Source organism: Amycolatopsis pigmentata (assembly GCF_042684065.1).
GTDB classification, from domain to species: domain Bacteria; phylum Actinomycetota; class Actinomycetes; order Mycobacteriales; family Pseudonocardiaceae; genus Amycolatopsis_E; species Amycolatopsis_E pigmentata.
This window is the reverse complement of the sequence record NZ_JBHUKR010000004.1, coordinates 307,391-330,415: the sequence shown is the minus strand read 5'-3', so window position 1 is coordinate 330,415 and position 23,025 is coordinate 307,391. Positions and strand designations below refer to the sequence as shown.

The 23,025-nt window shown below is 68.0% G+C and carries 19 protein-coding genes and 1 tRNA gene; 8 read left to right on the top strand and 12 right to left on the bottom strand.

The genetic code is table 11. The features are described from left to right. Positions 1–1,155 (top strand): AAA family ATPase, encoded by a 1,155-nt coding sequence (locus ACFSXZ_RS03340; RefSeq protein ID WP_378261082.1) that lies wholly within the window; start codon positions 1–3, stop codon positions 1,153–1,155. Positions 1,156–1,234: 79 nt separating this feature from the next. On the opposite strand, the gene ACFSXZ_RS03335 is transcribed toward ACFSXZ_RS03340, so the two are convergent. From ACFSXZ_RS03335 to ACFSXZ_RS03300, 8 genes are all read right to left on the bottom strand, one after another. Then, a complete protein-coding gene (locus tag ACFSXZ_RS03335; RefSeq protein ID WP_378261080.1) occupies positions 1,235–1,492 on the bottom strand; it encodes a hypothetical protein in 258 nt (85 codons plus the stop codon). Between the two features lie 144 nt (positions 1,493–1,636). Beyond that, a complete protein-coding gene (locus ACFSXZ_RS03330) occupies positions 1,637–2,197 on the bottom strand; it encodes a hypothetical protein (RefSeq protein ID WP_378261078.1) in 561 nt (186 codons plus the stop codon). Positions 2,198–2,396: 199 nt separating this feature from the next. After that, a complete protein-coding gene (locus ACFSXZ_RS03325; protein ID WP_378261076.1) occupies positions 2,397–4,943 on the bottom strand; it encodes a type IV secretory system conjugative DNA transfer family protein in 2,547 nt (848 codons plus the stop codon). A gap of 33 nt (positions 4,944–4,976) precedes the next feature. Next, positions 4,977–6,866, bottom strand: coding sequence for a VirB4 family type IV secretion system protein (locus ACFSXZ_RS03320; protein WP_378262734.1), 1,890 nt, complete (start codon positions 6,864–6,866; stop codon positions 4,977–4,979). After that, positions 6,866–8,083: a PrgI family protein gene (locus ACFSXZ_RS03315; RefSeq protein ID WP_378261075.1), complete on the bottom strand. Its 1,218-nt coding sequence runs from the start codon at positions 8,081–8,083 to the stop codon at positions 6,866–6,868. Before ACFSXZ_RS03315 ends, ACFSXZ_RS03320 begins: the two co-directional genes overlap by 1 nt. A 5-nt stretch (positions 8,084–8,088) precedes the next feature. Continuing rightward, entirely contained in the window at positions 8,089–10,149 is a 2,061-nt protein-coding gene (locus ACFSXZ_RS03310) for a hypothetical protein (protein ID WP_378261073.1), read from the bottom strand. Positions 10,150–10,230: 81 nt separating this feature from the next. Then, positions 10,231–10,557 carry a pilin gene (locus ACFSXZ_RS03305; RefSeq protein WP_378261071.1) on the bottom strand — a complete coding sequence of 109 codons (327 nt, stop codon included), beginning with the start codon at positions 10,555–10,557 and terminating at the stop codon, positions 10,231–10,233. A gap of 188 nt (positions 10,558–10,745) precedes the next feature. Beyond that, a complete protein-coding gene (locus ACFSXZ_RS03300; RefSeq protein WP_378261069.1) occupies positions 10,746–11,780 on the bottom strand; it encodes a hypothetical protein in 1,035 nt (344 codons plus the stop codon). A gap of 459 nt (positions 11,781–12,239) precedes the next feature. Between ACFSXZ_RS03300 and ACFSXZ_RS03295 the strand changes: the two genes are divergently transcribed. The 5 genes from ACFSXZ_RS03295 to ACFSXZ_RS03275 all read left to right on the top strand — a co-directional run bounded on the left by ACFSXZ_RS03295 (position 12,240) and on the right by ACFSXZ_RS03275 (position 18,537). Then, on the top strand, positions 12,240–13,343 hold the full coding sequence (locus ACFSXZ_RS03295) for a hypothetical protein (protein WP_378261067.1): 1,104 nt from the start codon (positions 12,240–12,242) through the stop codon (positions 13,341–13,343). Next, the gene (locus tag ACFSXZ_RS03290; RefSeq protein ID WP_378261065.1) at positions 13,340–14,497 is read left to right on the top strand and encodes a TRM11 family SAM-dependent methyltransferase; all 1,158 of its coding nucleotides are present in this window, start codon (positions 13,340–13,342) and stop codon (positions 14,495–14,497) included. Before ACFSXZ_RS03295 ends, ACFSXZ_RS03290 begins: the two co-directional genes overlap by 4 nt. 329 nt (positions 14,498–14,826) lie before the next feature. Further along, positions 14,827–15,465: a hypothetical protein gene (locus ACFSXZ_RS03285; protein ID WP_378261063.1), complete on the top strand. Its 639-nt coding sequence runs from the start codon at positions 14,827–14,829 to the stop codon at positions 15,463–15,465. Then, positions 15,462–16,382, top strand: coding sequence for a hypothetical protein (locus ACFSXZ_RS03280; RefSeq protein ID WP_378261061.1), 921 nt, complete (start codon positions 15,462–15,464; stop codon positions 16,380–16,382). Before ACFSXZ_RS03285 ends, ACFSXZ_RS03280 begins: the two co-directional genes overlap by 4 nt. Positions 16,383–16,851: 469 nt before the next feature. Continuing rightward, complete coding sequence (locus ACFSXZ_RS03275) at positions 16,852–18,537, top strand: recombinase family protein (RefSeq protein ID WP_378262732.1); 1,686 nt, start codon at positions 16,852–16,854, stop codon at positions 18,535–18,537. Here the strand turns inward: ACFSXZ_RS03275 and ACFSXZ_RS03270 are convergent. The 4 genes from ACFSXZ_RS03270 to ACFSXZ_RS03255 form a co-directional block, all read right to left on the bottom strand. Beyond that, positions 18,493–18,576 (bottom strand) — tRNA-Leu (locus ACFSXZ_RS03270). The two genes, ACFSXZ_RS03275 and ACFSXZ_RS03270, sit on opposite strands and share 45 nt — an antisense overlap. 189 nt (positions 18,577–18,765) lie before the next feature. Then, entirely contained in the window at positions 18,766–19,314 is a 549-nt protein-coding gene (locus ACFSXZ_RS03265) for a class F sortase (protein WP_378261059.1), read from the bottom strand. A gap of 95 nt (positions 19,315–19,409) precedes the next feature. Beyond that, positions 19,410–19,889 carry a hypothetical protein gene (locus ACFSXZ_RS03260; RefSeq protein WP_378261057.1) on the bottom strand — a complete coding sequence of 160 codons (480 nt, stop codon included), beginning with the start codon at positions 19,887–19,889 and terminating at the stop codon, positions 19,410–19,412. A gap of 288 nt (positions 19,890–20,177) precedes the next feature. Beyond that, positions 20,178–20,393: a hypothetical protein gene (locus ACFSXZ_RS03255; RefSeq protein WP_378261055.1), complete on the bottom strand. Its 216-nt coding sequence runs from the start codon at positions 20,391–20,393 to the stop codon at positions 20,178–20,180. A gap of 269 nt (positions 20,394–20,662) precedes the next feature. Between ACFSXZ_RS03255 and ACFSXZ_RS03250 the strand changes: the two genes are divergently transcribed. Together ACFSXZ_RS03250 and ACFSXZ_RS03245 are read left to right on the top strand one after the other, a co-directional pair. Beyond that, entirely contained in the window at positions 20,663–21,355 is a 693-nt protein-coding gene (locus ACFSXZ_RS03250) for a nuclear transport factor 2 family protein (RefSeq protein WP_378261053.1), read from the top strand. Between the two features lie 126 nt (positions 21,356–21,481). Beyond that, entirely contained in the window at positions 21,482–23,020 is a 1,539-nt protein-coding gene (locus ACFSXZ_RS03245; RefSeq protein ID WP_378261051.1) for a substrate-binding domain-containing protein, read from the top strand. Positions 23,021–23,025 lie beyond the last annotated feature (5 nt).

Sequence of the window (23,025 nt, the reverse complement as noted above, 5' to 3'; positions counted from 1 at the left end):
GTGGTTATCGATTCGACAGCGGGGCCGAATTGTGGTGAAACTGCGCTGGTGATCCCTGTTCTGTGGCTGTGTGGCCCGCCCGGTGTCGGCAAGACCTCGGTCGCTTGGCGGATTCGGGCACGGCTGCGTCAGGGCCGGGTCGCGGCCGCGTACGTCGACATCGACCAACTCGGCATGTGCTACCCGGAGCGGGATTCCGATCGGGGGCGGCATCGGCTGAAGGTGCGCAATCTCGCGTCTGTGGTGGCGAATGTCGCGGCTCGTGGCGCGACGTGCGTGGTGGTGTCAGGGGTTGTGGACCCGGTTCACCGGGTCGCGGTGCCGGGTGCGGTGGTGACGTTGTGTCGGCTACGGGCCGATCGTGACGAGTTGGTGCGGCGGTTTCGGACGCGTTCGGGGCCGGAGGAATCTGTTGCGGGGGTGGTGGCCGACGCCGATGAGATGGATGCGAGCACGGTCGCGGATGTGTGCGTGGATACCACCGGTCAGGCTGTGCCCGAGGTTGTGTCGGCCGTGATGGCGGCTGTCGACGGCTGGTACACCGTGACCGGCGCGGTATCGCCCGTGCCGGTGTTAGCCCCGGCGGATGGTCCGGTTTTGTGGGTGAGCGGCGTGCCTGGGGTCGGCACGTCGATGGTGGGTTACACGATTTTCCGGCGCACGTTGGATGCGGGCCGCGCGGTGGGTTATCTGGACTTGCGTCAGATCGGGTTCGGCGCTTCCGATGGGGTGGACCATCATCTTCGGGCGGCGAACGTGGCCGCGGTGTGGCGGGCGTACCGGGATGCGGGCGCCGAGGGGTTGGTGATCGTCGGTGAGATCAGCGCGCACGAGGCGGAAGTGCCGTACGTGAGGGCGCTGCCAGCCGCAACGCTGACGGTGTGCCGCCTGCATGCGGATCGGGCGGATCTGGTTCGCCGCATCCTGCCGCGTGGTGAGCGGGGTAGTTGGTCCCAGCCTGGTGACCCCCTGCTGGGCCTGTCTGCTGAGCGGTTGCGGCAGGCCGTGAACCGGGCGGTCACCGACAGTGAGGCGTTGGAACGCGCCAAGATCGGTGTGCGGGTGGACAGTAGCGGTCGGGACGTCGCCGAGACCGCTGACGCGGTCCTCGCCATGGGCGCCTGGCCATTGCTGTCCGGCGGCTCAGGACGTTGAGCCCCGGGCAGTTGATCGTGGCGCTGGTGTCGCTGGTCGCTTGGAATGTCGCGGCGTCGAAGGCCGGTTGGGCGGCGGACTACGCCGCGACGGCGTTGCTGTCGACGGGCTGGGCCGGGTTGACGGCCACGGCGGACTGGACGCGGGTCTCGTCGGCACTGGCCAGGTCCGCGGCCAGCGACCAGGCGGCGTCCGGGGTCAGCGGTGGTGCCGCGTGGCTCGTGGGCGAGGGGCTCGCGGCGCTGGATTGTGGTCCGGCCCACGGCCGCCAGGCCCACAGCACGGTGGCCGCGACCACGACCACCACCGCGACGGCAACGACGAGACGACAGCTCACGGCAGGACAGTTGGGGCTGATTCAGCCGCTGTTACGCCGAAATCACCGACCATGACCTGCCGTGAGAATGTCGTGATCGGCGGGCGGTCATCGACACCGCTGCGACTCTTACCTGCCGCCCGACACCCTTGCCGCTCCCGGGTTTCAGCTTGCCCAGACGGTGTCTGTTCCCGACGGGAACGGGACGGGCGACGGCTCGGTGGGGTCGTCAAGGTTGCGGAGGTAGTCGGCGGTGTCGCCGTACATGGTGCCGATCAGCACGCGTTGGGGGTGGTCGTGGATGGGTTCGTCGGGGTGCTGGTAGGCGACGATCGCGACGATGAAGCGGGCGGTGTCGGGGTGGGTGAGGTCGACGGCGTTGAACTGGCTGGCCAGGGCCAGGACGTGCTGGATTGAGGCGTCGAGGGATGTGTCGTCGTGCGGGGTGATGATCGGGCCGTTGTAGAGGTTGATGGTGAGCATGCCGACGGCGACGCCGCGTGCGGTGGTGATCTGTCCGGTGTGGGCGGTGATGTCGAATCCGAGGCTGGCGGGGATCTGCCCGATGCGTCGGGCGTCGATCAGTTCGTGGTGTAGGCGAGTGGCGATGACCTCCAAGGATTCATGGGCGGTAGCGGCATACAGTTCGCCCATCATGGACGTGCAGCCGGTGAACTCGTGTGTTGTGGAGACGTCGGCGGGCTGGGCGGGCGTGTTTTCACTCATAGCGGATTCCCTCCTATGGATGGCTTTTGTTATTCGACTCAGAAATGTTTTTCTGGTGACGGAACGTTTCTATCAACGCTCTGTTTCGGCGAAATGTCAAGCCAGGTGTGGGAACGATGGGCTGGGGGTGGACGTGTTTTGTCTTTTCTCTCGGGTCGAGTAGGAACTGTGCTTTGCCGGTTTACCTGCGGGCGGGGGGTCAGCCGCGTCGCCGTGGGTCGGCATTGCGTGGCGGCGCGGCAGATCCGTTGTGGACGTTGGCGGCGTCCGGCCCGGGTGCGGTGTGCAGTGCGGGTGCCGATGTCCTTGGACCGGACAGGCGGGTGCGTAGGGCGTGGCGGGCGGCCGTGCGGATGTCGCGGGCGCGTCCGGGGGTGGGTGGTGGGAGTGGCTGGGTGTGCAGGGTGAAGGGTGGGGTTTGTTCGCCGTGGAGGACGAGGCGGATGGCGGCGTGGTAGGCGCCGAGGTGGGCGAGGTCGTGGTCGGTGAGGCGGGGTGTGGTGTGGTGGGCGAGTTCGCGGGCGTCTTCGGGGGAGGCGTTGAAGAAGATTTTGTTGCGGGCGTTGGTGGAGATGCCTTCGCGGAGTTCGCGGGGGAGTTGGCCGAGGTGTTGGTGGGCCAGGGTGATGGCGAGGCGGAAGCCGCGGGCTTCGGCGAGCATGTCTTCGATGGCGTAGGGCAGGTTGAGGAAGTTGTGGCATTCGTCGATGACCAGGGATGCGTCGTGGCGCTGGTGTTGTGGTGTGCGGGCGCGGCCGGTGGTGGCTTGCCAGGTGCGGGCGACCACCAGTGACCCGATCAGTCGGGTGGTTTCCTCGCCGAGGCTGCCTTTGGGGATGCGGACCAGGCAGATGCCGCCGTCCAGTACCGCGTTCATGTCCACTGTGGAATGTCCGGCGGCGATGGCGTCGCGCACGAAGGGGCGGAGGAGGAATGCGCGGAGTTTGTTCATCAGTGGGGCGATGACTTGGGAGCGTTGGGAGTCGGTGAGTTCTTCGTACCAGGTCCAGAAGCCGCGCAGTACGGGGTCGGTGATTCCGGCCGTGGTGCGGGAGCGGAAGGCGGGGTCGGCGAGCAGTTTGGGTAGGTCGGCGAGGGTGGCGACGGCTTGTTGTGTGCGGAGGGTGAGGCAGCTGGCGCGCATGACGTCGTCGGTGCGGGGTCCCCAGAACGCGGAGTAGACGCGCCGGAAGACGGAGACGAGGTTGTCGACGGTGAGGTCGGTTTCTTCGCCGTCGAGGGGGTTGAGGCAGGGTGGGCGAGTCCGGCTGGTGGCGTCGAAGAGCACGACGCGGTCGCCGGCCGAGGCGGGTAGGCGGGAGAGGATGTCGGTGACGAGGTCGCCTTTGGGGTCGATGAGCACGATGCCGCGTCCGGCTTCGGCGTCGGCTAGGAGCATGGTGCCCAGCAGGGTGGATTTTCCGGAGCCGGTGGCGCCGAGGACGTGCAGGTGGTGCCGTGCGTCGGGTACGCGTAGGGCGACGGGGCGGGGGTGTCCGGTGTCGGTGACGCCGATCGGTTTGGCCTGGGGGCTGGGGGTGGTGATGCCGGGTGGTGGGGCGAGGGCTTTGGCTCCGGCGCGTTGGACGCCGGGGATTGCGTTGTCGGTGGGCAGGTGGGCGATCGCGGCGAGTTCGGGCACGGAGAGCAGGTCGCCTCGGCCCAGGCGTCGTTCGGTCACGACACGGGCGGGGTGGTGGAGGCGGTGGCGGGTGTAGTGGTTGTGTTCGGTGAAGGAGGCGAAGCTGGCGGCCAGCGCGTGGGCCCGGCCGCGGGCGACGTCGCGTGCTGTCCGGATCTCGGCGTCACTGGTGGCGGCGGGGAGGAGGGTGGTGACGGCGTAGCGGATCACGGTTTCGTACTGGCTGCCGCGTTGTTTGGCGACGATCGCGCGGTTCTGGGCGCCGTATTCCAGCGCCGTTTGTGGGTCCATCGCCCCGCCCTTGGTTTTTGGTTTTGTGCGATGGCTGGGGGTGAGGAGGTCGAGCAGGCGGCCGAGAGGGCGCGTGGAGCCGGTGTGTACTCGCCGTGCGGAGCGGCGAGCTTTGGCGACACGATGGCCGGTGACGGGGCGGGTGAGGATTTGGACGCAGGCGAATTCGTTGTGGCCCAGGCCGATGGGTGCGCCGATGAGGGCCCGGAGCGGGTCGGTGTCGAACGCGGTGCGGATGGGTAAGGCTTCGCTGCGGGCGAGCCGGAGTTCGCCGCCGACGGCCACGGGGCGCTTGCCCGCGCGTGGTGGTGGGAGTGGTGGGTCGGGTGTTGTGACGCGGGTGTGTGCGCCGGGCCAGGCGGCTTCGATGGCGCGCTCGACCAATCCTGGTGGGATCACGCCGGGTACCCAGAATCGGATGGCGACCCCGGCTTCGGAGAAGATGTACTCGCATGCCACGTGTGGCTGGCCGGTCAGTCGGCGGCGCCAGGTTGGACGCAGGAGTCCGACGAGGTTGGACCACAGTGCCATACCACCGGCGGGGTCGACGGTGGGCGGGGCGAGCACGGTGATCTGGCGGGCGTCGGCGACCAGTTGGGCATGGCAGTGACGTGTCCACCAGCGTCGCGAGACCACGAGCCCAGTGACGACGAGGGCAAGTGCGGGCGCGGTGATCGGGCCCCACGAGAGGGCCCAGCCCTGTAGATGGCTCAGGAAGTGGGAGAGTGCGCCGCCGGGGTCGCGCAGGTAGTCGTCCAGCCACCCATCCGCCAACGCGGTGCGCGTGAGGACAGCAGTGATCCAGGAACGCATTCGCCAGTCCTTCCGGGTAGGTCGGGAAATATGTCAGGTATCGAGGTCGATCTGGTCGTCGCTCTCGGCGTGGCCGAACTCGGCCTCCCGTAATGAGGTATCGTCGAAGTCAAGGTCCATATAGGATGGTGTCGCCTCTGCTTCGCCATACTCGGCGAGTTCGGCCGGGTTACTCGTGGCGTAGAAATGCTCGCTGGGTGAGGAAACGGCCTGGAACGCCACGCGCTGAGTTCCCGCCGACAGGAGACCCTGGCCCCGGTCGGCGGAGAGCAGGAATTGCCGTTCCCCGGCCGAAAGATCGAAGGTCCGGGCGATGTCGTCGATGGCCTGCGGGGCTTGACGGAGCAGGATCTGGGTCGCGGCGTTCGCCACGACGGCCTTGCCGAGATCGCCGCCCAGCACGTCCGCGGAGTCCTGGGTGGCGACGGTGAGCCCGGCCCAGTGTTTGCGGGCGGCTTTGGCCATGCGGAACAGGAATTGCGCGCCGGAGTGTTCGCGCATGAGCAGCCAGGCCTCGTCGACCACCACGAGGCGGGGTCGGCGGAGGGCGGGGTTGGACACGCGGCGCCACACGGTGTCCAGGGTGAGCAGGGTGCCGATGGCTTTGAGTTCTTCGGGCAGATCCCGCAGACTGAACACCACCAAGTGGCCTTCGGGATTGGTGCTGGTGGGTCCGTCGAACAGGCCGTTCCAGGCGCCGCCGACGAAGGGATGTAACCGTGCGGCGAGCTCAGTTGCAGCGTGGTCGCCGGTGGCGAGTTGGTCGCGGAGGTTGCGGAGGGTGGGTGCGGGGCGGGTCCAGGTGCGGGGGTCGATGGTGATTCCGCTTTTCTGGTAGGTGGTGGCGATGGCCCGGTCCAGTGCGGCTCGCTGTCCGGCGTCCAGGGTGCCGGTGAGGACGGTGATGACGGTGTGCAGGAACAGCGATCGCCGGACGAGGGCGTCTTTCGGCGCGGTGCGCCGTCCGTCGGGGCGTGTGTGGATGGGCAGGTCGAAGGGGTTGAGTCGCACGCCGGGGGCGCCGAGGTGGACGTAGGTGCCGCCGACCGCAGTGGCCAGGCGGGCGTATTCGTCCTCGGGGTCGACGACCGCGACCTCGATACCTCGGTACAGCGACCGGAGTAATTCGAGTTTGACGAGGTAGGACTTGCCGGCTCCGGAGCGGCCGAGGATGACGGCGTTGTGGTTGTGCATGCCCTCGCCGAACCGATCCCAGTGCACCAGCCCCTGCGAGCCGAGGTTGAAGCCGTAGAGGACCCCGGAGGGGGCTGCTGCGCTGGTGGGGTCAGGGGCGGGGAGGTCGGGTGAGGTGAAGGGGAACGCGGCGGCGAGCGCGGAGGTGTCGAAGGTGCGGCGCATCCTGATGAGGTCCAGGCCCATCGGCAGCGTCGACACCCATCCCTGCAGAGAGCGGTAGGTGGTGTGTTGGGCGTCGAGCAACAGGCTGGCGCATAAGGCGCGCAGCGCGGCCACCTCGTCGGCGAGGGTGTCTTCGGTGGGGGCGTGGATGGTGAGGTACAGGCCGACGCGGAACAGCTTGCCCTCGCCCCGGGCGACGCGTGAGGAGAGGTCGTAGGCGTCCTCGGTGGCGGCCTCGACCTGCGGATCATAGAGACGGCCGTGCTCGGCGGTGTGGCGCCTGCCGCTTTCCAGCTTGGCCAGCTGTTTCTTCAGCCGGGCCGCGGCGGTGGCAGGGTCGATCGGCTCGACATGCACCGCGACGTCCAGCCGCCCGGGGTAGGTCAGCAGTGGTGTGAGCCATCCGGGGTGGACCTCGCGCGGGTAGCCGGTCACCGCGAAGGAGGCGACCCATTCGCTGCCGACTTCGAGGTGCCGTGCGCCCACCGCCAACGCGTCGGGTGTGAACGCGGCAGCCCGCGCCGACGAGGCTGCTAGTGGCACAGCGTGCCGGGCCCGCGGCATCACTGCCACCTCGTCTCGTCCTCGTCATGTGGGGAGTTCTCGTCGTCCCACTCGTCGACATCGGCAACCACCCCGTGCCCACAGTGGGGTTTGTCGTCTACGCCGCCTGGCCAGTCGTTGACGTCGAAGTCGGGCTGGCGTGCGGCGGGACTGGTGATGATGTCGCCGGCGCCGGCCAGGTCCGCGGATGGCGAGAGCAAGGTGTCGGGGTTGCAGGCGGAAGCGAGGACGGCGGTGGCCTGCCCGGCATGCAGCGGAGTGACCACGATCCCGGCTGGCGCTAGCAGTTCGACCGCTTCACCGAGGCGGCGGACCAACCGGGCTTCCGCTGCGCGCCGCGCACCCGCGCTGATCTCGTGGGACCGTTGCCTTCCGCCGCGCAGCAACGATGTCCCCACCGCGGCTGGGCCGGAGCCGTCAGGGGATGTGGCGGTGATGGGCTCGCGGAGGACCAGCAGGACTTGGCGGCGCAGCAGATCGGACTGTTCGCCCAACTGCGCGAGGTAGTCGGCGTGCTCGAGCGCCGCACGTTCCAACGCGGGGTGCGGTAACCCGCCCGCGCGGGCTCGCAGGTCGGTGATCTGTCCGGACAGGTCCAGACGTTCGGTGCGTACGAGGACTTGCACGGGGGCGGTCAGGCTGTGCAGGTAGCGGCGGAACCCGGCGACCAATGCGTCCTGCTCGCCCGGAGTGCGTAAGGCGAAGTTCACGGTGGAGCAGACGGCGACCACGGCCAGACCCTCCCTGCCGAGATCGACCACGCCGGTGTCGGTGACCGCCTCCGCCGGAAGCCGCAACACCGCCGGCGACATCGGCTCACGTCCGGACCGCGCGCCGTCCTTCGCGTCGATGGTGAGGGCGTGCGGGGCGAGCCAGTCGGGGATTGGCTGGATACCTTCGGGGGCGGCGACGCGGTGGCGGGGGCTGAGGCGTTGCCGGATTGCGGCCAGCAGGAGCCGGTCCAGGGAAAGCCCGTCCAGCTGTCCGAGCGCCAGGATTGCCGCGGTCGATGCGACGGGGAGGGCGAGAACAAGGAATACGGGAAACGGAATAACGCTGCGTGTCACGGTCCAAAAGGTGTAGAGCAGCAGGCCGGTGACGGCGAGGATCGCCAGCTGGCGGGCGGTCAGCGGACCGAGGACGCGATCTTGAATGTCCACATCGGACGGAATGCGAACCGTAGACGGGCCGCCCGCTTCGTTTTCGTGGTAACTCATGATCCTTACTCACCCTTCGTCTGTTGTGGAGCCGGGCGTCGTGGTGGCGTGGGCACGTCGAGAGGTAGCCGCAACTGCCGACCAGCGGGCGGTCTCGCTGGGTGTGGCGGCGCGGGGGCAGGTGTGGGTTTGGCGCGCGGGACACGGTGCAGCCCGTCCAGGGGTAGCGGGTACTGGCCCGAGCGCAGCGGCCGGTTGCCCCGATACGGATCGAACGGCAACTCCAACTGTCCAGTGCGCGTGCGTGCAGGCGTCGGCGGCGGAATAACCGGAGGGCGTGGCGTCCGGCGCAGGCCGTCCAGTGGCAACGGGTACTGCCCGGAACGCGTCGATCGGTTGCCCTTGTAGGGGTCGAATGGCAGTTCCAGCTGCCCCGCCCGCTGTCGCCCCCGCCGCGTACCGACGGCGGGCTCCGGGTGGATGGATGCGGCAGGTTTCCGAGTGACGCGGTCCGCGCGCAGCGGCAGCCGGTACTGGCCATCTCGTCCGAGAACCGGTTTGTTCTCAGGCCAGTCATCGCCGAGCGGCAGAGCCAGTTGACATCCGTGAGCCGCACGCGTTCTCGGATCCGGAGCAGGACGGGGCCTGGGCACTGGGCGGGTACGCCGTAAACCCGGCAACGGCAACACATATTGGCCGTCAGGCGTGGTGCGCGCATAGCCGGTCACGCCGCCACGTCCGCCGCCCTGTGGCCCGTTCCCACCGTTTGCTGGAGAGGGACGGGGCGTTCCGCCGCCGCGGAGGAGACCGAAGGTCTTGTAGGCGATGAAGCCCCGCACCATCGACCCGAGCAGTGAGCGCCGTCCGCCACCGCGCAGGGAACCCAGCACCCAGAACGGGATCTTGAACAGGATGTAGATCAACGCGAGCGCGACGAGAAGGTTGACCAGACCGCTGCGCGTGGGACCGAAGACGGTGAACCCGCCAGGGGCGAGGAACACCTTCATCGCAGTGATCAGCGTCAGCGACTGCGCCACCTGGATGGCCAGGCAGCCCCCGAAGGCTTTCCACCACCAGCGGGCGATGCCCTCGGTCTGCGGCAGGGCGTGGCACATCAGCGCGATCGGCGCTCCGGCGATCAGGATGATCGTCAGCGCGACGCGCACGATGTAGGTAACGAGCAGGACGAGCAGCATCCCGGCCAGGAACAGGCCGATGAGGCTGATCCAGACTCCGCCGATGAGCGAGCCAAGCACCAGGTCGCGCAGCGTCGGCCCGGCGGCCCCGGCGTCGAGCCCGCCGCCCAGGATGGCCTGGGCGAGTGCGTTGGCGATCTGGATGGCCTGGGTTGCCACCCACAGGGACAGCGCTCCCGCGAGGAACCCGACGACGATCCGGGGCGCGATTTCCTTGACCGTGTGGCGAGTTTGCAGGGTCTCATAGCTCATCACCAAGATCCCGGCGATGAGGATCAACGTCGTGTAGCAGACCAGCAGGATCTGCCACGAGGTGTCCCACAGTTCGCCGATCCCGGGCAGGCTGTCGGGGGCTGGTGTGGTCAACAGCGTCTGGGACAACAGGTCCAGCAGCGGGTTGAGCGCGTCCTGCACGATGCCGCGGAAGAACGCGTTGATGGCGTTGCTGATACAGCCGCCGACATGGGCGATCCCGCAGTCAGCGTCTCCGCTCTCGCCGCTACCGGCTTGTCCCGCACCGGGTCCAGCGGATGTCGGAGGGGGAGCCGTCAGCGGTGGGATGCAGCCCGCCCCGGTGCACGGGGAAGCAGAGGGCTGCTGGCACTCGGCCTGGAGCGAGCCGGGGAAACACGTCACCGAGGGCGCCGCAGTCGGAATTGGTAGCGGCATTCCTGTCGCTGGTGCGGTGTCCGTGGCGGTGGGGAGGTGGCAGGCTGGTTCGGACGAATCCGGTGTGCAGGTTCCGCCAGTGGGCAGCGGTAAGGGCGGTGCGGGGGCTTGCTGGCCGGTGGCCGGAGCGGCTGTCGCGGCGAGCGCCACCGTGCCACCCAGTAGCGCGATCAGGCTGACCGCCAGCACGGCCAGCGCCCGGCCTCGCGTCATGCGCAGCCGCGACTGGACAGGGCCGCTGGTGCGGAAAGTTGTTCGCATCGACGGGGCTGCGAGCACCTCCGGACACACGCGCCGTCGCGCGCTGGCCGGTGTCGGGGTGGGTCTGGTTGGCGGCATCGGTTAGGCACCGACGATGCTTTTGAGCACGGTGACGATCACGGGCGCGAGCGCCGCGAGGCCGTAGCCGATGCCGGCGGCCTTGAACGCGGTTTTGGCTTTCTCGATCTCGCCCGGGTCGCCGCCGCCCATGACGTAGCGGACCCCGCCAATGGACAGGAAGACCGTGGCCAGGCTGGCGAGAATGCCCATGATCCAGTTGCGGATGTTGGTCAGCACCTCATCCACCGAGCCCACCAACGCCAGCACCCGCGTGGTCTCCGCGTAGGCGTCAGGCGCCGCCACAACGGCAGACACCAGCACGACGAGAACAGCCAGTTCCGCGATCACAGCTACCCGCCACCGCAGCGCGCGGCGAGCGGACCCATACGACTGTGGAGGAAGACCGGCAGCGGCAACAGTCGGGCGGACCGTCACCGGACGACGGCGACGGGCAAGGGCAGCGGCCAGCGAAGGCGGCATGGCGGGCTCGTGGCCGGTCCGGCCGGAGCCGGACGAGAGAGGGACGGTAAGGCGGGTCAGGCGCATCGCGGGCTCTCCGAAGTCAGGCCCGACGGCCGCTGAGACAACGCGGCGGGCCGGTCGGGTGAGGTGTCATGCGGTGAGGTGGCTGGTTTCCTCCCGCACCCCTGAACTCCGCTGTGGCGGCCTTTTCGGGACACGCGGCGCCGGACTCTCTTGGTACCCGCTGCGGTCGTCGGCTGCGTCCTGTTGCGGGCTTCCTCGGTGGCGTTCCCGGCTCCGGTGATGACGGCGATGTCGGTGGCCCGGCGCGCCACGTCGGGTTCGGAATGACCGGTGTTCGGCTCGGTTGCGGTGTCGTCGGCGAGGTAGGCGACGAGGCGATGCTCTGCGCGCTGGCGAACCTTCTTGACCGCCTCGTAGGAGAGGTCGCGCCGCTGCGCGGCCGTCGCGAGCGGCACCCCTTCCAACCGCGTGGACGCGATCAACTCGGCTTCCTCGCCGGTGATCGCGCCCTCGGCGACCGCGCGCGCGAGAACGAAGTCGGGATGTCCCCACGGCGGGGGCGGGGCCACGGAACAGAAGGCGTTGCCCGAGGGAACGGGCGCGTCGAGTGACTCCCGCAGTCCCGCGTGCCCGGCGCGGTAGGCGGCCCACCGCAGGCGCAGCATGACCCGCGGTTTGCGCAGATCGATGGTGGCGAGTTCGGCGACAAACCCGGCCAAGACGGCGGCGTGGAGGTCGCTGGGATCACCGGCGAACCGGGCGGACAGTGTCGCGGCGATCGTCGTTAGCGCGGGCAGCGCGACACCCGCGCACCCGACCGTCCACGTCGCGCCCTCGGTGCGGGACAGCAGCACCAGATGCCGCCACACCGCGTCCCGCAACGCCTGCGGGCACCGGCGGTGCAGCAACCGGTCGCGCACCTCGTTCAGCGGCACCCGCCGCCCGGGCAGTCCGGGAAACAACCGGCCATCCACCGACACCGGTTCCGGCCCGGTCACCAGCCACTCGAACGCCGCCCGCACAGCATCCAACGGCATCCCACCACGCTCGAAACCCGAACGCGGAAAACAATTGTTCGTCGCCATGAATAGCTCCTTGTCGAGTCGAACGGAAACGACTCGACAAGGACGCCATACGAGGTGGTACCGAACTCTGACCAGACGCTTACCGGACCCGCACCAAACTCTCACCCAGCGCGCACCGACGATCGCGGCTGATCATCTTCGCTCGCAATCAAGATCGACAAATCCGGTTTCCGCGCACGGTTCCGAGATCGCGCTGGTGGACGCGGTAATAGCCGTTGAGCTGCTGTTTCCTGATCGCGGTACCACCTCGGTAAGAGCGGTCACCACACCGACGTACCCCCGCAACGGATGGCGGAGGAGACCTGACAACACGCGAGAATAAAGTTCTAGGCGGAAGACTCAGAACAGCTATGAGGCACGCCTCTATGGCGGTCTCAGCTTTAAGACCAGTGGTGGTGAGCCCCGTGAAAAATTGCGCGGCCGGCTGTCCCGAACGGGTCTGTATTTCGGAGTTCAGGGGTGTCATCAGCGCCGCGCACCGACGCGGACGCGCACCTCGTGACTCCGGAGGTTCCCGTGACCCACCCCGACCGTCGCGCACCCCGCCGCCCCGCGCGGCGCAGCGACTCCACCCGACCTGCCACCCCGCGCTCAGGCACCCGCCGCAGCGTCGAGCGCCGGCCCTACCCAACGGCGCCTACTACCACCCGAATCAGCCCCGCCAAGCCCACCACCCGGACCGGCCGGGCGCGATCACACGGTCCGTCGTCCACCCCGACTCCAGCCACGGTCTGGACCGCCGGCCCAGCACCGATCGACCTCGACGCGACCTGGCCGACGCCCATCATCACCAAGATCGTCACCTCGTTCAGCGCACCCGGCGCCCGAGTCCTCCTGCTGCCGTGGCCGACCGTCGACCCGGTCACCCGCGACACGCCGACGCCCACCCAGGCCCATGCCGCCGAGGCGATCGACCACGCAACAGGAACCGAGTCGGAGGACGAAGTAACTGCCGCGCTCGCCGCGATCGAGGATCTCGACCGAACCGGCCACGTGATCCGAATTCCCGCCGACCCGACCACCGCCGGACCCACCACGCACCCGTCCTGGACCGAACTCGTCGGCGACCCTCACCGTTCGCCAGCTGCATCGGAACAACCGTCTCGCTCCAGCGGCGGCGAGATCCTCGACTCTGCCACCGACTTCGATTTGGCCATCACCAGCTTGCGCCCCGAACAACGCAGCGACGCCGTCAGCGACCTCGTCGCGCTGTATGCCGCGCGGCGCCTTCGCAGCGGCGGCGTCCTTGCCCTACTCACCCGTTGCGACTGGACACGGGGAGAGTTGATCGACCCCTCCGGGACCATTGTCGCTGCCGGGCAGAATGCCGACCTGCTCTACCTCCAGCACATCGTCGCCCTCCACGTACCCGTCGCCAACGGCCACCTCGTCACCGACACCGAAGGACCCACCGCCGCCGCAGAGCACGCTCTGGCCGAGCACCGCGCAGCGGTGCGCAGGCTGCCCGCACCACACCGACGGGTCCACAGCGACGTCCTGGTCTTCGTCAGCGCACAGCTGGGCCCGAGCGGCCGTACCTGTGCCGCCGGAGCCGTTCGATGAGCCACCTTGCGCGCTCCGCCTCCACCACATCCCGCCGCCAGAAGGGCACATCCGTGGCCGAACGACGTCGCAACCACCTCGCGCCCGCCGCACCCGGCGCCCCGCCTGTTGACGACGCCACGCTGCCGATCTCGCAGGCGCTTATCGACAGCATCGACCCCACAACCGAACCCCACACGATCAGCGGGAATCCGCCGCCGGCGGTCTCGGTGTGGACCACCGCGCAAACCTCACCGGCGACTCAACGCAAAGGCCGCTACGTGGCCGAGTCGACCGCGCACCCGGCCAAGATGCTGCCAGCCGTCGCGGCCCATGCGATCGCGCATTACACCGAGCCCGGTGATCTGGTGCTGGACCCGATGTGCGGCATCGGCACCACCCTCGTCGAAGCCGTCCACCTGGGACGGCGGGCGGTCGGGATTGAGTACGAACCGCACTGGGTCGAGGTGTCCCGCGCCAACCTTGCTCTCGCCCGAGAACACGGCATCGAGAATGCGGTGCGGGTCTTCCACGGCGACGCCCGCCAACTCGCCACACTCCTCCTACCCGAGTACGTCGGGCAGGTCGCGCTGGTCGTGACCTCGCCACCCTACGGGCCCTCCACCCACGGACGGGTCGCCGTCGCCCCAGGCGAAGGCGTGCAGAAGTACCACCACCGCTACGGCAACACTCTCGACCGCGGCAACCTCGCCAACATCGGCCACCACCGACTCCTCGCCGGCTTCACCCGCATCCTCGCCGGATGCGTCCCCTTCCTCCGGCCCGGCGGATACTTTGCCATCACCATCCGCCCGTGGCGCGAGCACGCCGAACTCATCGACCTGCCCTCCCAGATCCTCGCGTGCGGCATCCACGCCGGACTGATCCCCGTCGAACGCTGCGTCGCCCTCCTCGCCCGCGCCGGCGACAGCGACCTCGTCCCGAAAGGCTCGTTCTTCCAACGCGACTTCATCCGCAAACAACGCGAGGCGGGGCTTCCCCTGCACCTGATCTCGCACGAGGACGTCCTGGTGTTCCGCACGCCGCTGACGTCCTTGAGTTCAGCTGGAGTGAAGAAACCTCAAGAATCCCGACGATTCTTCACCGGACCGCGACGACACGCCGAGAACCCAAGCGTCGATGGCCTGGGCGCGTCCGAGAACCGAGCCGCATGAGTACCGCGCTACTCCACAATCGACGCGAGACGGAACGACAGCTCCGCGTCGCTGGCTCCGAGTCTCAACCATCGATCGAGCGGACACTGGTCGGTTCAGCAAATCCAGGGCCACTGCCGGGATCGGTGTGCACCGGGTACGGCGGGCTGGATCTCGGAACCCTCGCCGCGCGCGGCGGCGGCTGCGTCGTCTCGTGCGCAGACTCCGACCCGCACGTCGCCCAGATCCTGACCGCCCGGATGCCGAAGGTGCTTTCTCTGCACCAAGTCAGGGGTCGAGGCTTTGGGTGCTGGTCAGGTTACGGGTGGAAGCCAGTCGTTCGTTCGCCGGTGACGGCCGAGTCCGACCGCATCGAACTCGTCGAAGTGGTCGCCCCGGGCGACGCCGAGTTTCCGAAGCGCCTGGGAGATTGGGCTGCCGGCGACTGGATCCGGTTTGTCCTCGGCCATGTGCAGGGGACCAAGGACCACTTTGCCTCGGTCCCACACTTGCGCGGACTGTGTCCCTACCCCGCCGAAGAACTCCGCCTCGACGTAGGCCACGGGACCGTACGCCGAGCACGCCACAAGGTGGTTGCCGAATCCGGCGGGAGCTTTCCAGAAGCCGTCGAGTTCGGGGGCGCCGGCGACCCTAACCGCGTCATGGAGCGCGTCGGTCATGGGCAGCAGCGACACATGCTGGCCGAGGGCGACAATGCGTGCCTGCTGGTTGGAACTGGCCAGTTCACGGAGCACCAGTTGGCTGGCGATGACCGCTTCCAGGCAATACATGCCCGTATTCTCGTCTGCCCGGTGGGATCAGTGGGACGGCAGGGCGCGGAAGTCGACCGGCGCTTCGTGCGTCACCGGGTTGGTCTCGGCCCGCAACAAGACGCCTACACCGTCGCGCTGCTGTTGGCCGACCCCGCCGCGCTCGTCGGCCCCACCGCAGACACGTCTTTTGGGTACAGGCTGGCGGACGCGGCATGACCACGGCAGCCTCAACTTGTGGGACCGAACCGGCGTTGCGGTGCCTATCGCTCGGCGCCGGCGTGCAGAGCAGCACGGTACTGCTGCTGGCCTGCGAGGCCGTGATTCCACGCTTCGACTGCGCCCTGTTCGCCGACACCGGCTGGGAGCCAAAGGCGGTCTACACGAACCTCGCCCGCCTGCGGGAGCATGCCGCGAAGTCGGGCATCCCGGTGCGGAGAGTCTCGGCGGGCAACATCCGCGACGACGCGCTCGACCCGGCTCACCGGTTCGTGTCGATGCCGCTGCACGTGCTCAACCCGGACGGCAGCCGAGGCTTGGCCCGTAGGCAGTGCACGGGGGAGTACAAGATCGCACCTTTGAAGAAAGCGGTGCGGGAACTGCTCGGCTACCCGCACCCACGACGGGTCCCGCGCGGCGTGTACGCCGAGCAGGCGATCGGGATCAGCACCGACGAATTCGCCCGCGCGAAAGACTCGGACGTCCGCTACCTCCGCAACGTGTTCCCGCTGATCGACCTGGGCTGGGACCGCGCCCGCTGCGTGGAGTTTCTCGCCGAGCGTGGGTTCGGGAACACGGTCAAGTCATCCTGTCTGGGTTGCCCGTTCCACGGCAACGCGGGATGGCGCTGGATCCGCGACAACGACCCCGACGGCTGGGCAGACGCGGTCGCCTTCGACCACGCCATCCGCCACGGCTACCCGCACGCCACCGGGCAAGGCCAGCAGTTGCGCGGGCAGTACTTCCTGCACCGCTCCTGCCAGCCCCTCGACAAGGCCGACCTCGACCCGTCCGTTCCGGTGAAGCGGCACCTCAAGCTTGTCGCCACCAGCGCCACTGAGGACGAGGATCCGGATGGCTGCTCCCCGTGGGCGTGCCGCTCGGGGACCTCGGCCACCGAGGAGCGAGCGGCATAGCCCACTGTCGCGGGGCGCACGATCCGATCGCGACTGGGCAAAGGCCATCGCCGTAGCCAGTGAGGTGTGCCGATAAGTAACCCCGGCGCAAACCACGATTGTCCGGTGGCCGTGCACACGTCAAGTTCTGGATGTTCTTTTTGGTTCACTGTAGCTGGGTTGGCATTGTAGAGCTAAATTTGGTCGACGACGGCCGTGGTGCTGTTTTGTCTCGAACTTTGTGAGGGTTTGCTATGGGTGAATCTTGTGATTATGAGTCGGTCAGGATCGGGACGGTGAAGGGATCGCGGTGGGGCGGTCGGCAGAGAACTGGAGAGCGGGTAGAGGTACGGTTTCCGTCTGATTCGCCGTCGATGTCACCGGTGGCCGCTCGTACCTTGTTGCGTCTGCTCTGCAACAGCACTCCTTGCTGCTCCAAGCATGTTGAGGTTCAGGATACCGCTGGGGGTACGGGGGAGCAGAGGGCGGCATGACGATTCGGTTCGCTTTCTACGGGCGTGTGTCGACGGAGGATCAGCAGGATCCGGAGGCGTCACGTAACTGGCAGCGGGCTCGGGCGCGGGCGTTGGTGGACCGGCATGGTGAGATCGTGGCGGAGTTTTTCGATGTGGGTCAGTCGCGGTCGATTCCGTGGAAGCGGCGTCCGCAGGCGGCGCGGTTGCTGGCGGCGATGCGTGATCCGGGTCGTGGGTTTGATGCGGTGGTGGTCGGAGAACCGCAGCGGGCGTTCTATGGCAATCAGTATGGTTTGACGTTTCCGGTTTTTGTGCATTATGGGGTGGGTTTGTGGGTGCCGGAGGTCGGGGGAGCGGTCGATCCTGACTCCGAGGCTCATGACTTGGTGATGTCGGTCTTTGGGGGGATGAGCAAGGGGGAGCGCAGCCGTATCAAGATCCGGGTGCGGTCGGCGATGACGGCGCAGGCCCGGGTCGAGGGACGCTTCCTGGGTGGGCGGCCGCCCTATGGGTATCGATTGGCTGACGCCGGGCCGCACCCGAACCCCGCGAAGGCCGCGGACGGCAAACGGCTGCACCGGTTGGAGCCGGACCCGGACACAGCCCCGATGGTGCGAAGGATCTTCGCCGAGTATCTGGCCGGCCGGGGGATCTTCGCGATCGCCGAGGGCCTGACCCGCGACGGTGTTGCGTCACCGTCGGCGTCGGATCCTGGGCGGAATCGGCATCGGTCTGGGGTGGCGTGGTCCAAGGGTGCGATCCGGGTGATCTTGTCGAATCCTCGGTATACGGGGCGGCAGGTGTGGAACAAGCAACGCAAAGAAGAGGTCCTCATCGACGTCGATGACGTCGCGCTCGGCCACGAGACGAGGATGCAGTGGAACGCCCGTGACAAGTGGATCGTCTCGGACGAGGTCGTGCATGATCCCCTGATCGATACCGGGACTTTCGAGCGTGCGCAGCAGGTGATGGCGGCCAAGGGTGCGGGCCGGACCACGAGGGAGCGTCACCGGACCCGGCACTGTTATGTTCTGCGAGGGTTGGTGCACTGCGGGTTGTGTAATCGCCGGATGCAGGGCCAGCAGAGCCGTGACCTGCTGTTGTACCGGTGCCGGTTCCCCAACGAGTACGGCCTGGCGAACAAGATCGAGCATCCCCGTAACGTGTATCTGGCCGAACGTGACCTGCTCGGGCCCCTCGACGACTGGTTGAGCACCTGCTTCGCGCCGCATAGGGTGGCCGAGACCGTGGAGGCGCTCTACCAGGCGCAACCCGACACCGACATCGACCCCGCAGCGGTGGTCGCGGCGCGGGCGGTCAAGGAGTGTGATCAGGCGCTGGCGCGCCACCGGGCCGCGCTGGAGGCGGGGGCCGACCCGCATCTGGTCACCCGGTGGATCACCGAGACCCAGGCCCGCCGCGCCGAAGCGCTGGCGCGCTCCACAGGTCGTGTCGACCGCCCCCGGATGGACAAACAAGACATCGAATCCCTGGTCCGGCGACTCGGCGACATCCGCCACACGCTGGCACGGGCCGACCGGGACGACAAGGCCCAGGTCTACCGACAGTTACGGCTTCACGCGACCTACCACCCGGGCACACGTATCGTCCGGATCGAAACGACGATCGATCCGGATGGTTGGGGTTATGGTAAGTGTCCGAGGGGGGACTTGAACCCCCACGCCCTTTACGGGCACTAGCACCTCAAGCTAGCGCGTCTGCCATTCCGCCACTCGGACTTGCTGGGAAACAGATTAGCCCATCCCGTGGGCCGCTCACAGCGGGGGCCATGTCAGGGCATGATCGACGTTGCGGTATAAGGCCGTTCCTTGACCGAGGGTAGCAGCGCGGGAGGGCGGAGTAGCAGCTCGAGCTTGGTGAAGAGCGGACATCGTCACCGTAAGTGTCGGGACGGCCTGGCAGGGCGATCAGGTCAGGTCGGCGAAGACGATGATGTTGTCCACGTAGCTGCGGGCGCTGCGGTCGAAGGCGCCACCGCAGGTGATGAGGCGAAGCTCCGGGGTGTCGGTGTCCCCGTAGACCGCCTCGGTCGGGAACGCGTTTTTCGGGACTTCGCTGACGTGGTCCACCCGGAAGTGCGCGGTGGTGCCGTCTTCCCGGTCGATGTCGATGTCGTCGCCGGGGGCCAGACTCTTCAGGTCGTAGAACACCCCCTTGTGGCCGTCGCCGTCGACGTGACCGGCGATGACGGCGGGGCCGACTTCGCCGGGGGTGGGGCCGAGGCGGTACCACCCGGCCTGCATGGCCTGGTTGAGCGGTGGGACCTGGAGCGTGCCGTCCTTGTTGAGGCCGAGCGGCACCAGAGTCGACTCGACGCCGATCTTCGGGATCCGGACATGGGTGGGGTTCGAGCGTGGCAGGCTCGCGTCGGTGGTCGTGGTGGTGGCCGGCGAGCTGGCCGCGGGCGCGACGGTGCTGCCCTCCGACTCCACGGCGCATGCGCCGAGGGCCGGCATCAGGCACAAGGCAAGGGCGAGGATCCGACGGCGTGTGGCCGGGCGCGCGGGTGAAGACCCCACGCCCGGCCGCACTTGCCGGTGATCAGAAGGCATCACGCGCTCAGTGACGAACCATCCCCGGTGGCCGGAGGTCCCACCGGCACCGGCGCCGGGGGCGCGGTCGTGGTGGTCGTCGGCGCCGAGCTGGAGGGCGAGCTGCTGCTCGTGCCACCGTTGCCACCGTTGTTGCCACCGCCGGAGGGATTCTTGCCCTTGCCGGGCTCTTTGCCCTTGCCCTTGCCAGGGTCTTTGCCCTTGCCGGGGTCCTTACCTTTCGTCGGGTCCTTGCCCTTGCCGGGGTCCTTACCCTTCGTCGGGTCCTTGCCCTCGCCCTCGCCGGGGTCTCCCGGCTTGTTGACTCCCGGGATACCGATGTCGCCCGGGTCTTCACCCGGCGCGGTCGCGGCGTGGACCTGCGCGGCCGCGCCGGCGACTGCCTCCGCGTGCTTGTCCGCCGCCACCGCGGCACCGGCGGACAGTGCGGTGAGCGCCGCGGCGACCAAGGTCGTGCCGAGTATCTGACATTTCCTCATTTTCTACCCCTTGTTGATTCCTACCCCTCGCGTACGGAGACGATCTGTCATCGTCAAAGTGCCGCGCGTGCTGCATCGCACAATGGGGTGATCATTTACGCGTGGTTTTTTCGGGCGAGTCGAAAATAATGCGCGGCGCTTCGTGATTTCAACAGTCATCGGAGAATACCGGCGAATGTCCCGCTAAAGAGTGTGCCCGCGGCGGCCTCGGCCTGTTCGGGTGTACCACCATCGGTGCACGCCCGCTGCGAGCTGCCGCACCTGGACTTCCTGTCCTGGCTTCGATATTCAGGCTTTGGTGGTGTAGGCGGCCCGTTCGATCGCGGACACCTCAAGGGTCCTGTCCGCGGGCCGGACGTGCCGATCGAGGAATTCGGCTTGCCCGGTTTGCTCGATTTCGCGCCAGCCGTATTCGGCGAGCAGTCCGGCGACGTCGCCGGGGGGTGATCCCGAAATGCCAGAGCGGGTTCTCTCCGCGGAATCGGCGATAAAGATTGCCGGCACCGTAGAACGGGGTTCCTTCGAGGACGTCCCGCGGGATATAGGTGAACGTCGGCTCGCGACATCGAGGGAGATCACCCGGCCGGCACGGCCAGTCGGCGCCCACGGGTATCCAGGTGTACCTCCAGCTTGGCTGCGCACCACGGAGGCCAGGCAAGGATTCCGGATAGCGGAAAAGCCTCTCGTTCCCTTGTCTCCCGTTGTGCCGGGCGCTGTCGTTGACTCGGACGCGAGGAGTTCACCTCGCCTGGCACCGTATCGAAGGAGATCCCGTGTCGAGCACCGAAAGCGGCGAGATCGCGGAGTTGCGCCGCACCGTGACAGAACTGGCGGACCGGGTGCGGCGGCTGGAGGCCACCAACGAGGTCCGGCAGCTGCAGTTCAAGTATGGCTACTACCTCGACAAGTGCCTTTACCAGGAGGTCGTCGACCTCTACAGCGAGGACGGCGAGGTCGTGTTCGCCGGCGGGATCTACCGGGGACGCGCCGGGATCGAACGGTTGTACCTGCACCGGTTCCGCGAGCGGTTCACGGGCGGTCACAACGGCCCGGTCCGGGGGTTCCTGCTCGACCACATGATCATGCAGGACGTCATCACGATCGCGCCGGACGGCGCCTCGGCGCGGGCGCGGATGCGGTGCCTGATGCAGGCCGGGGTGCACGAGTCGACGCCCGAGCAGGCCTCGCGGACCCAGTTCGAGCAGTGGTGGGAGGGTGGTCTCTACGAGAACCGGTACGTGCTCGAGGACGGCGTTTGGAAGATCAGGCGCCTCGGCTACACCCCGTTCTGGCACGCCGACTACGACGCGGGTTGGGCCCACACGCCACCGTTGACGAACATCATCCCGAAGGTGACGTTCCCGGAGGATCCACTCGGGCCCGACGAACTCGTCGACGGCTTCGAGTTCTTCCCCGCCACCGAGGTCGTGCCGTTCCATTACCCGCATCCGGTGACCGGGGTCTGATCGGCGCGGTCGCGGGACCTCGGGGCGAACAACCGGTGAACGAGGGCGGAACAGCCGGGCGAAGCGCAGGTGGGCACACCGGAATCCGGCTTACGGTGAGCGCCCTTGTCCTTGCCCGGAGGTACCGTGTCCAGTTTTCCGTGGGCATCCGTTCTCGCCGTGGTCGGCGTCGTCGTGCCGATTTTCGCGTTCCTGTGGGAGTTCGTCTTCGTCGGCCGTAAACGGCTCGGCTATCGCGTCCAGATGGACACCACCGCGCGCCACGAGGCCACGTCGCTCAACGCCGGTGCGTGGCGAAGGCTGGAGTGGGAGGACGGCACGCCTCTGGTCGACCCGTCGTTCGTCCTGCTGCGCATCGAGAACACGGGCACGACCAACATCGACACGCACGACTACGCCGTCCTCGACGGCAGCAAGATCGGTATCAAGGTCAACTTTCCGGACCGGCGTGTCGCCGGGATGGTGGTGACCGAACTCAGCGACGAGTTCCTGCGCGACAACTTCGGGCCGGAGTCCGGCCTGGGCGTCCGCAACGAGAAGAACTCGGGCCGGACGGTCGGTGTCGTGGAGTTGCCCAGGGTCCCGTTGAACCGTGGCCAGCACTACAAGGTCCTCGCGGTGTTCGAGCGCGCGGGCGCCGAGCACAAGAAGCTGTCCGACCCCGAGGTGATCGCCGGGATCAAGGGCGGCGTCCGGACGGGTGGCATCCGCGAGACGCGCAGCCGCACCGGAATCCCGCGCTGGATCAGCGTGCTGCTCTACCTGCTCCTGTCGGTCACACTGGCCGAACCGTTCGTCATGAACCTGGTCGCCGCCAAACCCGCCCCGCTCGACTGCGCCACCGGTTCACTCCGGATCACCGGATCCACCGCCTTCGAACCGGTGCTCCGGGAAGCCGCCGCGTCCTATGCCAAGACGTGCCCCGGCAGCGGTTTCACCTTCGACCTGCACGGCAGCGCCCAGGGCCTGGACACACTCAACGGGCAGAAGAACCCGGCCGCGCTGGCGTTCTCCGACGGCCCGAAGGGCGACCGCCTTCCGCTTCTGTTGCCGCGTCCCATCGCGTTTCTGCTCTTCACCCTGGTGATCAACCCGGACGCGGGTGTCCGCGACCTTACGCTGGCGCAGGTCAAGGACGTCTTCGCCGGACGGATCACCAACTGGAAGGAACTCGGTGGGAACGACCGGCCGGTTCGCGTGGTGGACCGCGAGTCCGACTCGGGCACCCGGACCACCCTGGAGCAACGCGTTCTCGGGACGGCGGAGCCTGGCGAGAATTCGGTGGACTGCCAGGAAGCGAAGCCGGGAAGCCCGCCCGCGTCGGTCATCCGCTGCCGCAAGGGTGACACGACGAGCATGCTCGATGCCGTCGCGGGCGTGTCCGGCGCCGTCGGCTACGCCGAACTCGGTGCCGCGTCCGGGCGTTCCGATGTCGCCACGGTCCGGATCGATGGGCGGCCGGCGACCCTCGACGCCGCCGATCACGGGGCTTACCCGTTCTGGCAAACGGAATACGCCTACGCCTACGGTGACCCCAAGGCCGACTCGGCGGCCGCCAGCTTCCTGCGTTACCTGACCAACCAGGTCGGCGCGGACATCGTTCGCTCGCATGGCGACCGGCCGTGCGCGGAACTGGCCAACCCGGTGCTGTGCCGCCCGACGTGAAGCGC

Coding starts and splice junctions, on each gene's coding strand:
- ACFSXZ_RS03310 (WP_378261073.1), bottom strand. CDS start 10,149: ATGCGAACAACTTTCCGCACCAGCGGCCCTGTCCAGTCGCGGCTGCGC.
- ACFSXZ_RS03325 (WP_378261076.1), bottom strand. CDS start 4,943: ATGCGTTCCTGGATCACTGCTGTCCTCACGCGCACCGCGTTGGCGGAT.
- ACFSXZ_RS03330 (WP_378261078.1), bottom strand. CDS start 2,197: ATGAGTGAAAACACGCCCGCCCAGCCCGCCGACGTCTCCACAACACAC.
- ACFSXZ_RS03320 (WP_378262734.1), bottom strand. CDS start 6,866: ATGCCGCGGGCCCGGCACGCTGTGCCACTAGCAGCCTCGTCGGCGCGG.
- ACFSXZ_RS03290 (WP_378261065.1), top strand. CDS start 13,340: ATGAGCCACCTTGCGCGCTCCGCCTCCACCACATCCCGCCGCCAGAAG.
- ACFSXZ_RS03280 (WP_378261061.1), top strand. CDS start 15,462: ATGACCACGGCAGCCTCAACTTGTGGGACCGAACCGGCGTTGCGGTGC.
- ACFSXZ_RS03275 (WP_378262732.1), top strand. CDS start 16,852: ATGACGATTCGGTTCGCTTTCTACGGGCGTGTGTCGACGGAGGATCAG.
- ACFSXZ_RS03265 (WP_378261059.1), bottom strand. CDS start 19,314: ATGCCGGCCCTCGGCGCATGCGCCGTGGAGTCGGAGGGCAGCACCGTC.
- ACFSXZ_RS03315 (WP_378261075.1), bottom strand. CDS start 8,083: ATGAGTTACCACGAAAACGAAGCGGGCGGCCCGTCTACGGTTCGCATT.
- ACFSXZ_RS03300 (WP_378261069.1), bottom strand. CDS start 11,780: ATGGCGACGAACAATTGTTTTCCGCGTTCGGGTTTCGAGCGTGGTGGG.
- ACFSXZ_RS03260 (WP_378261057.1), bottom strand. CDS start 19,889: ATGAGGAAATGTCAGATACTCGGCACGACCTTGGTCGCCGCGGCGCTC.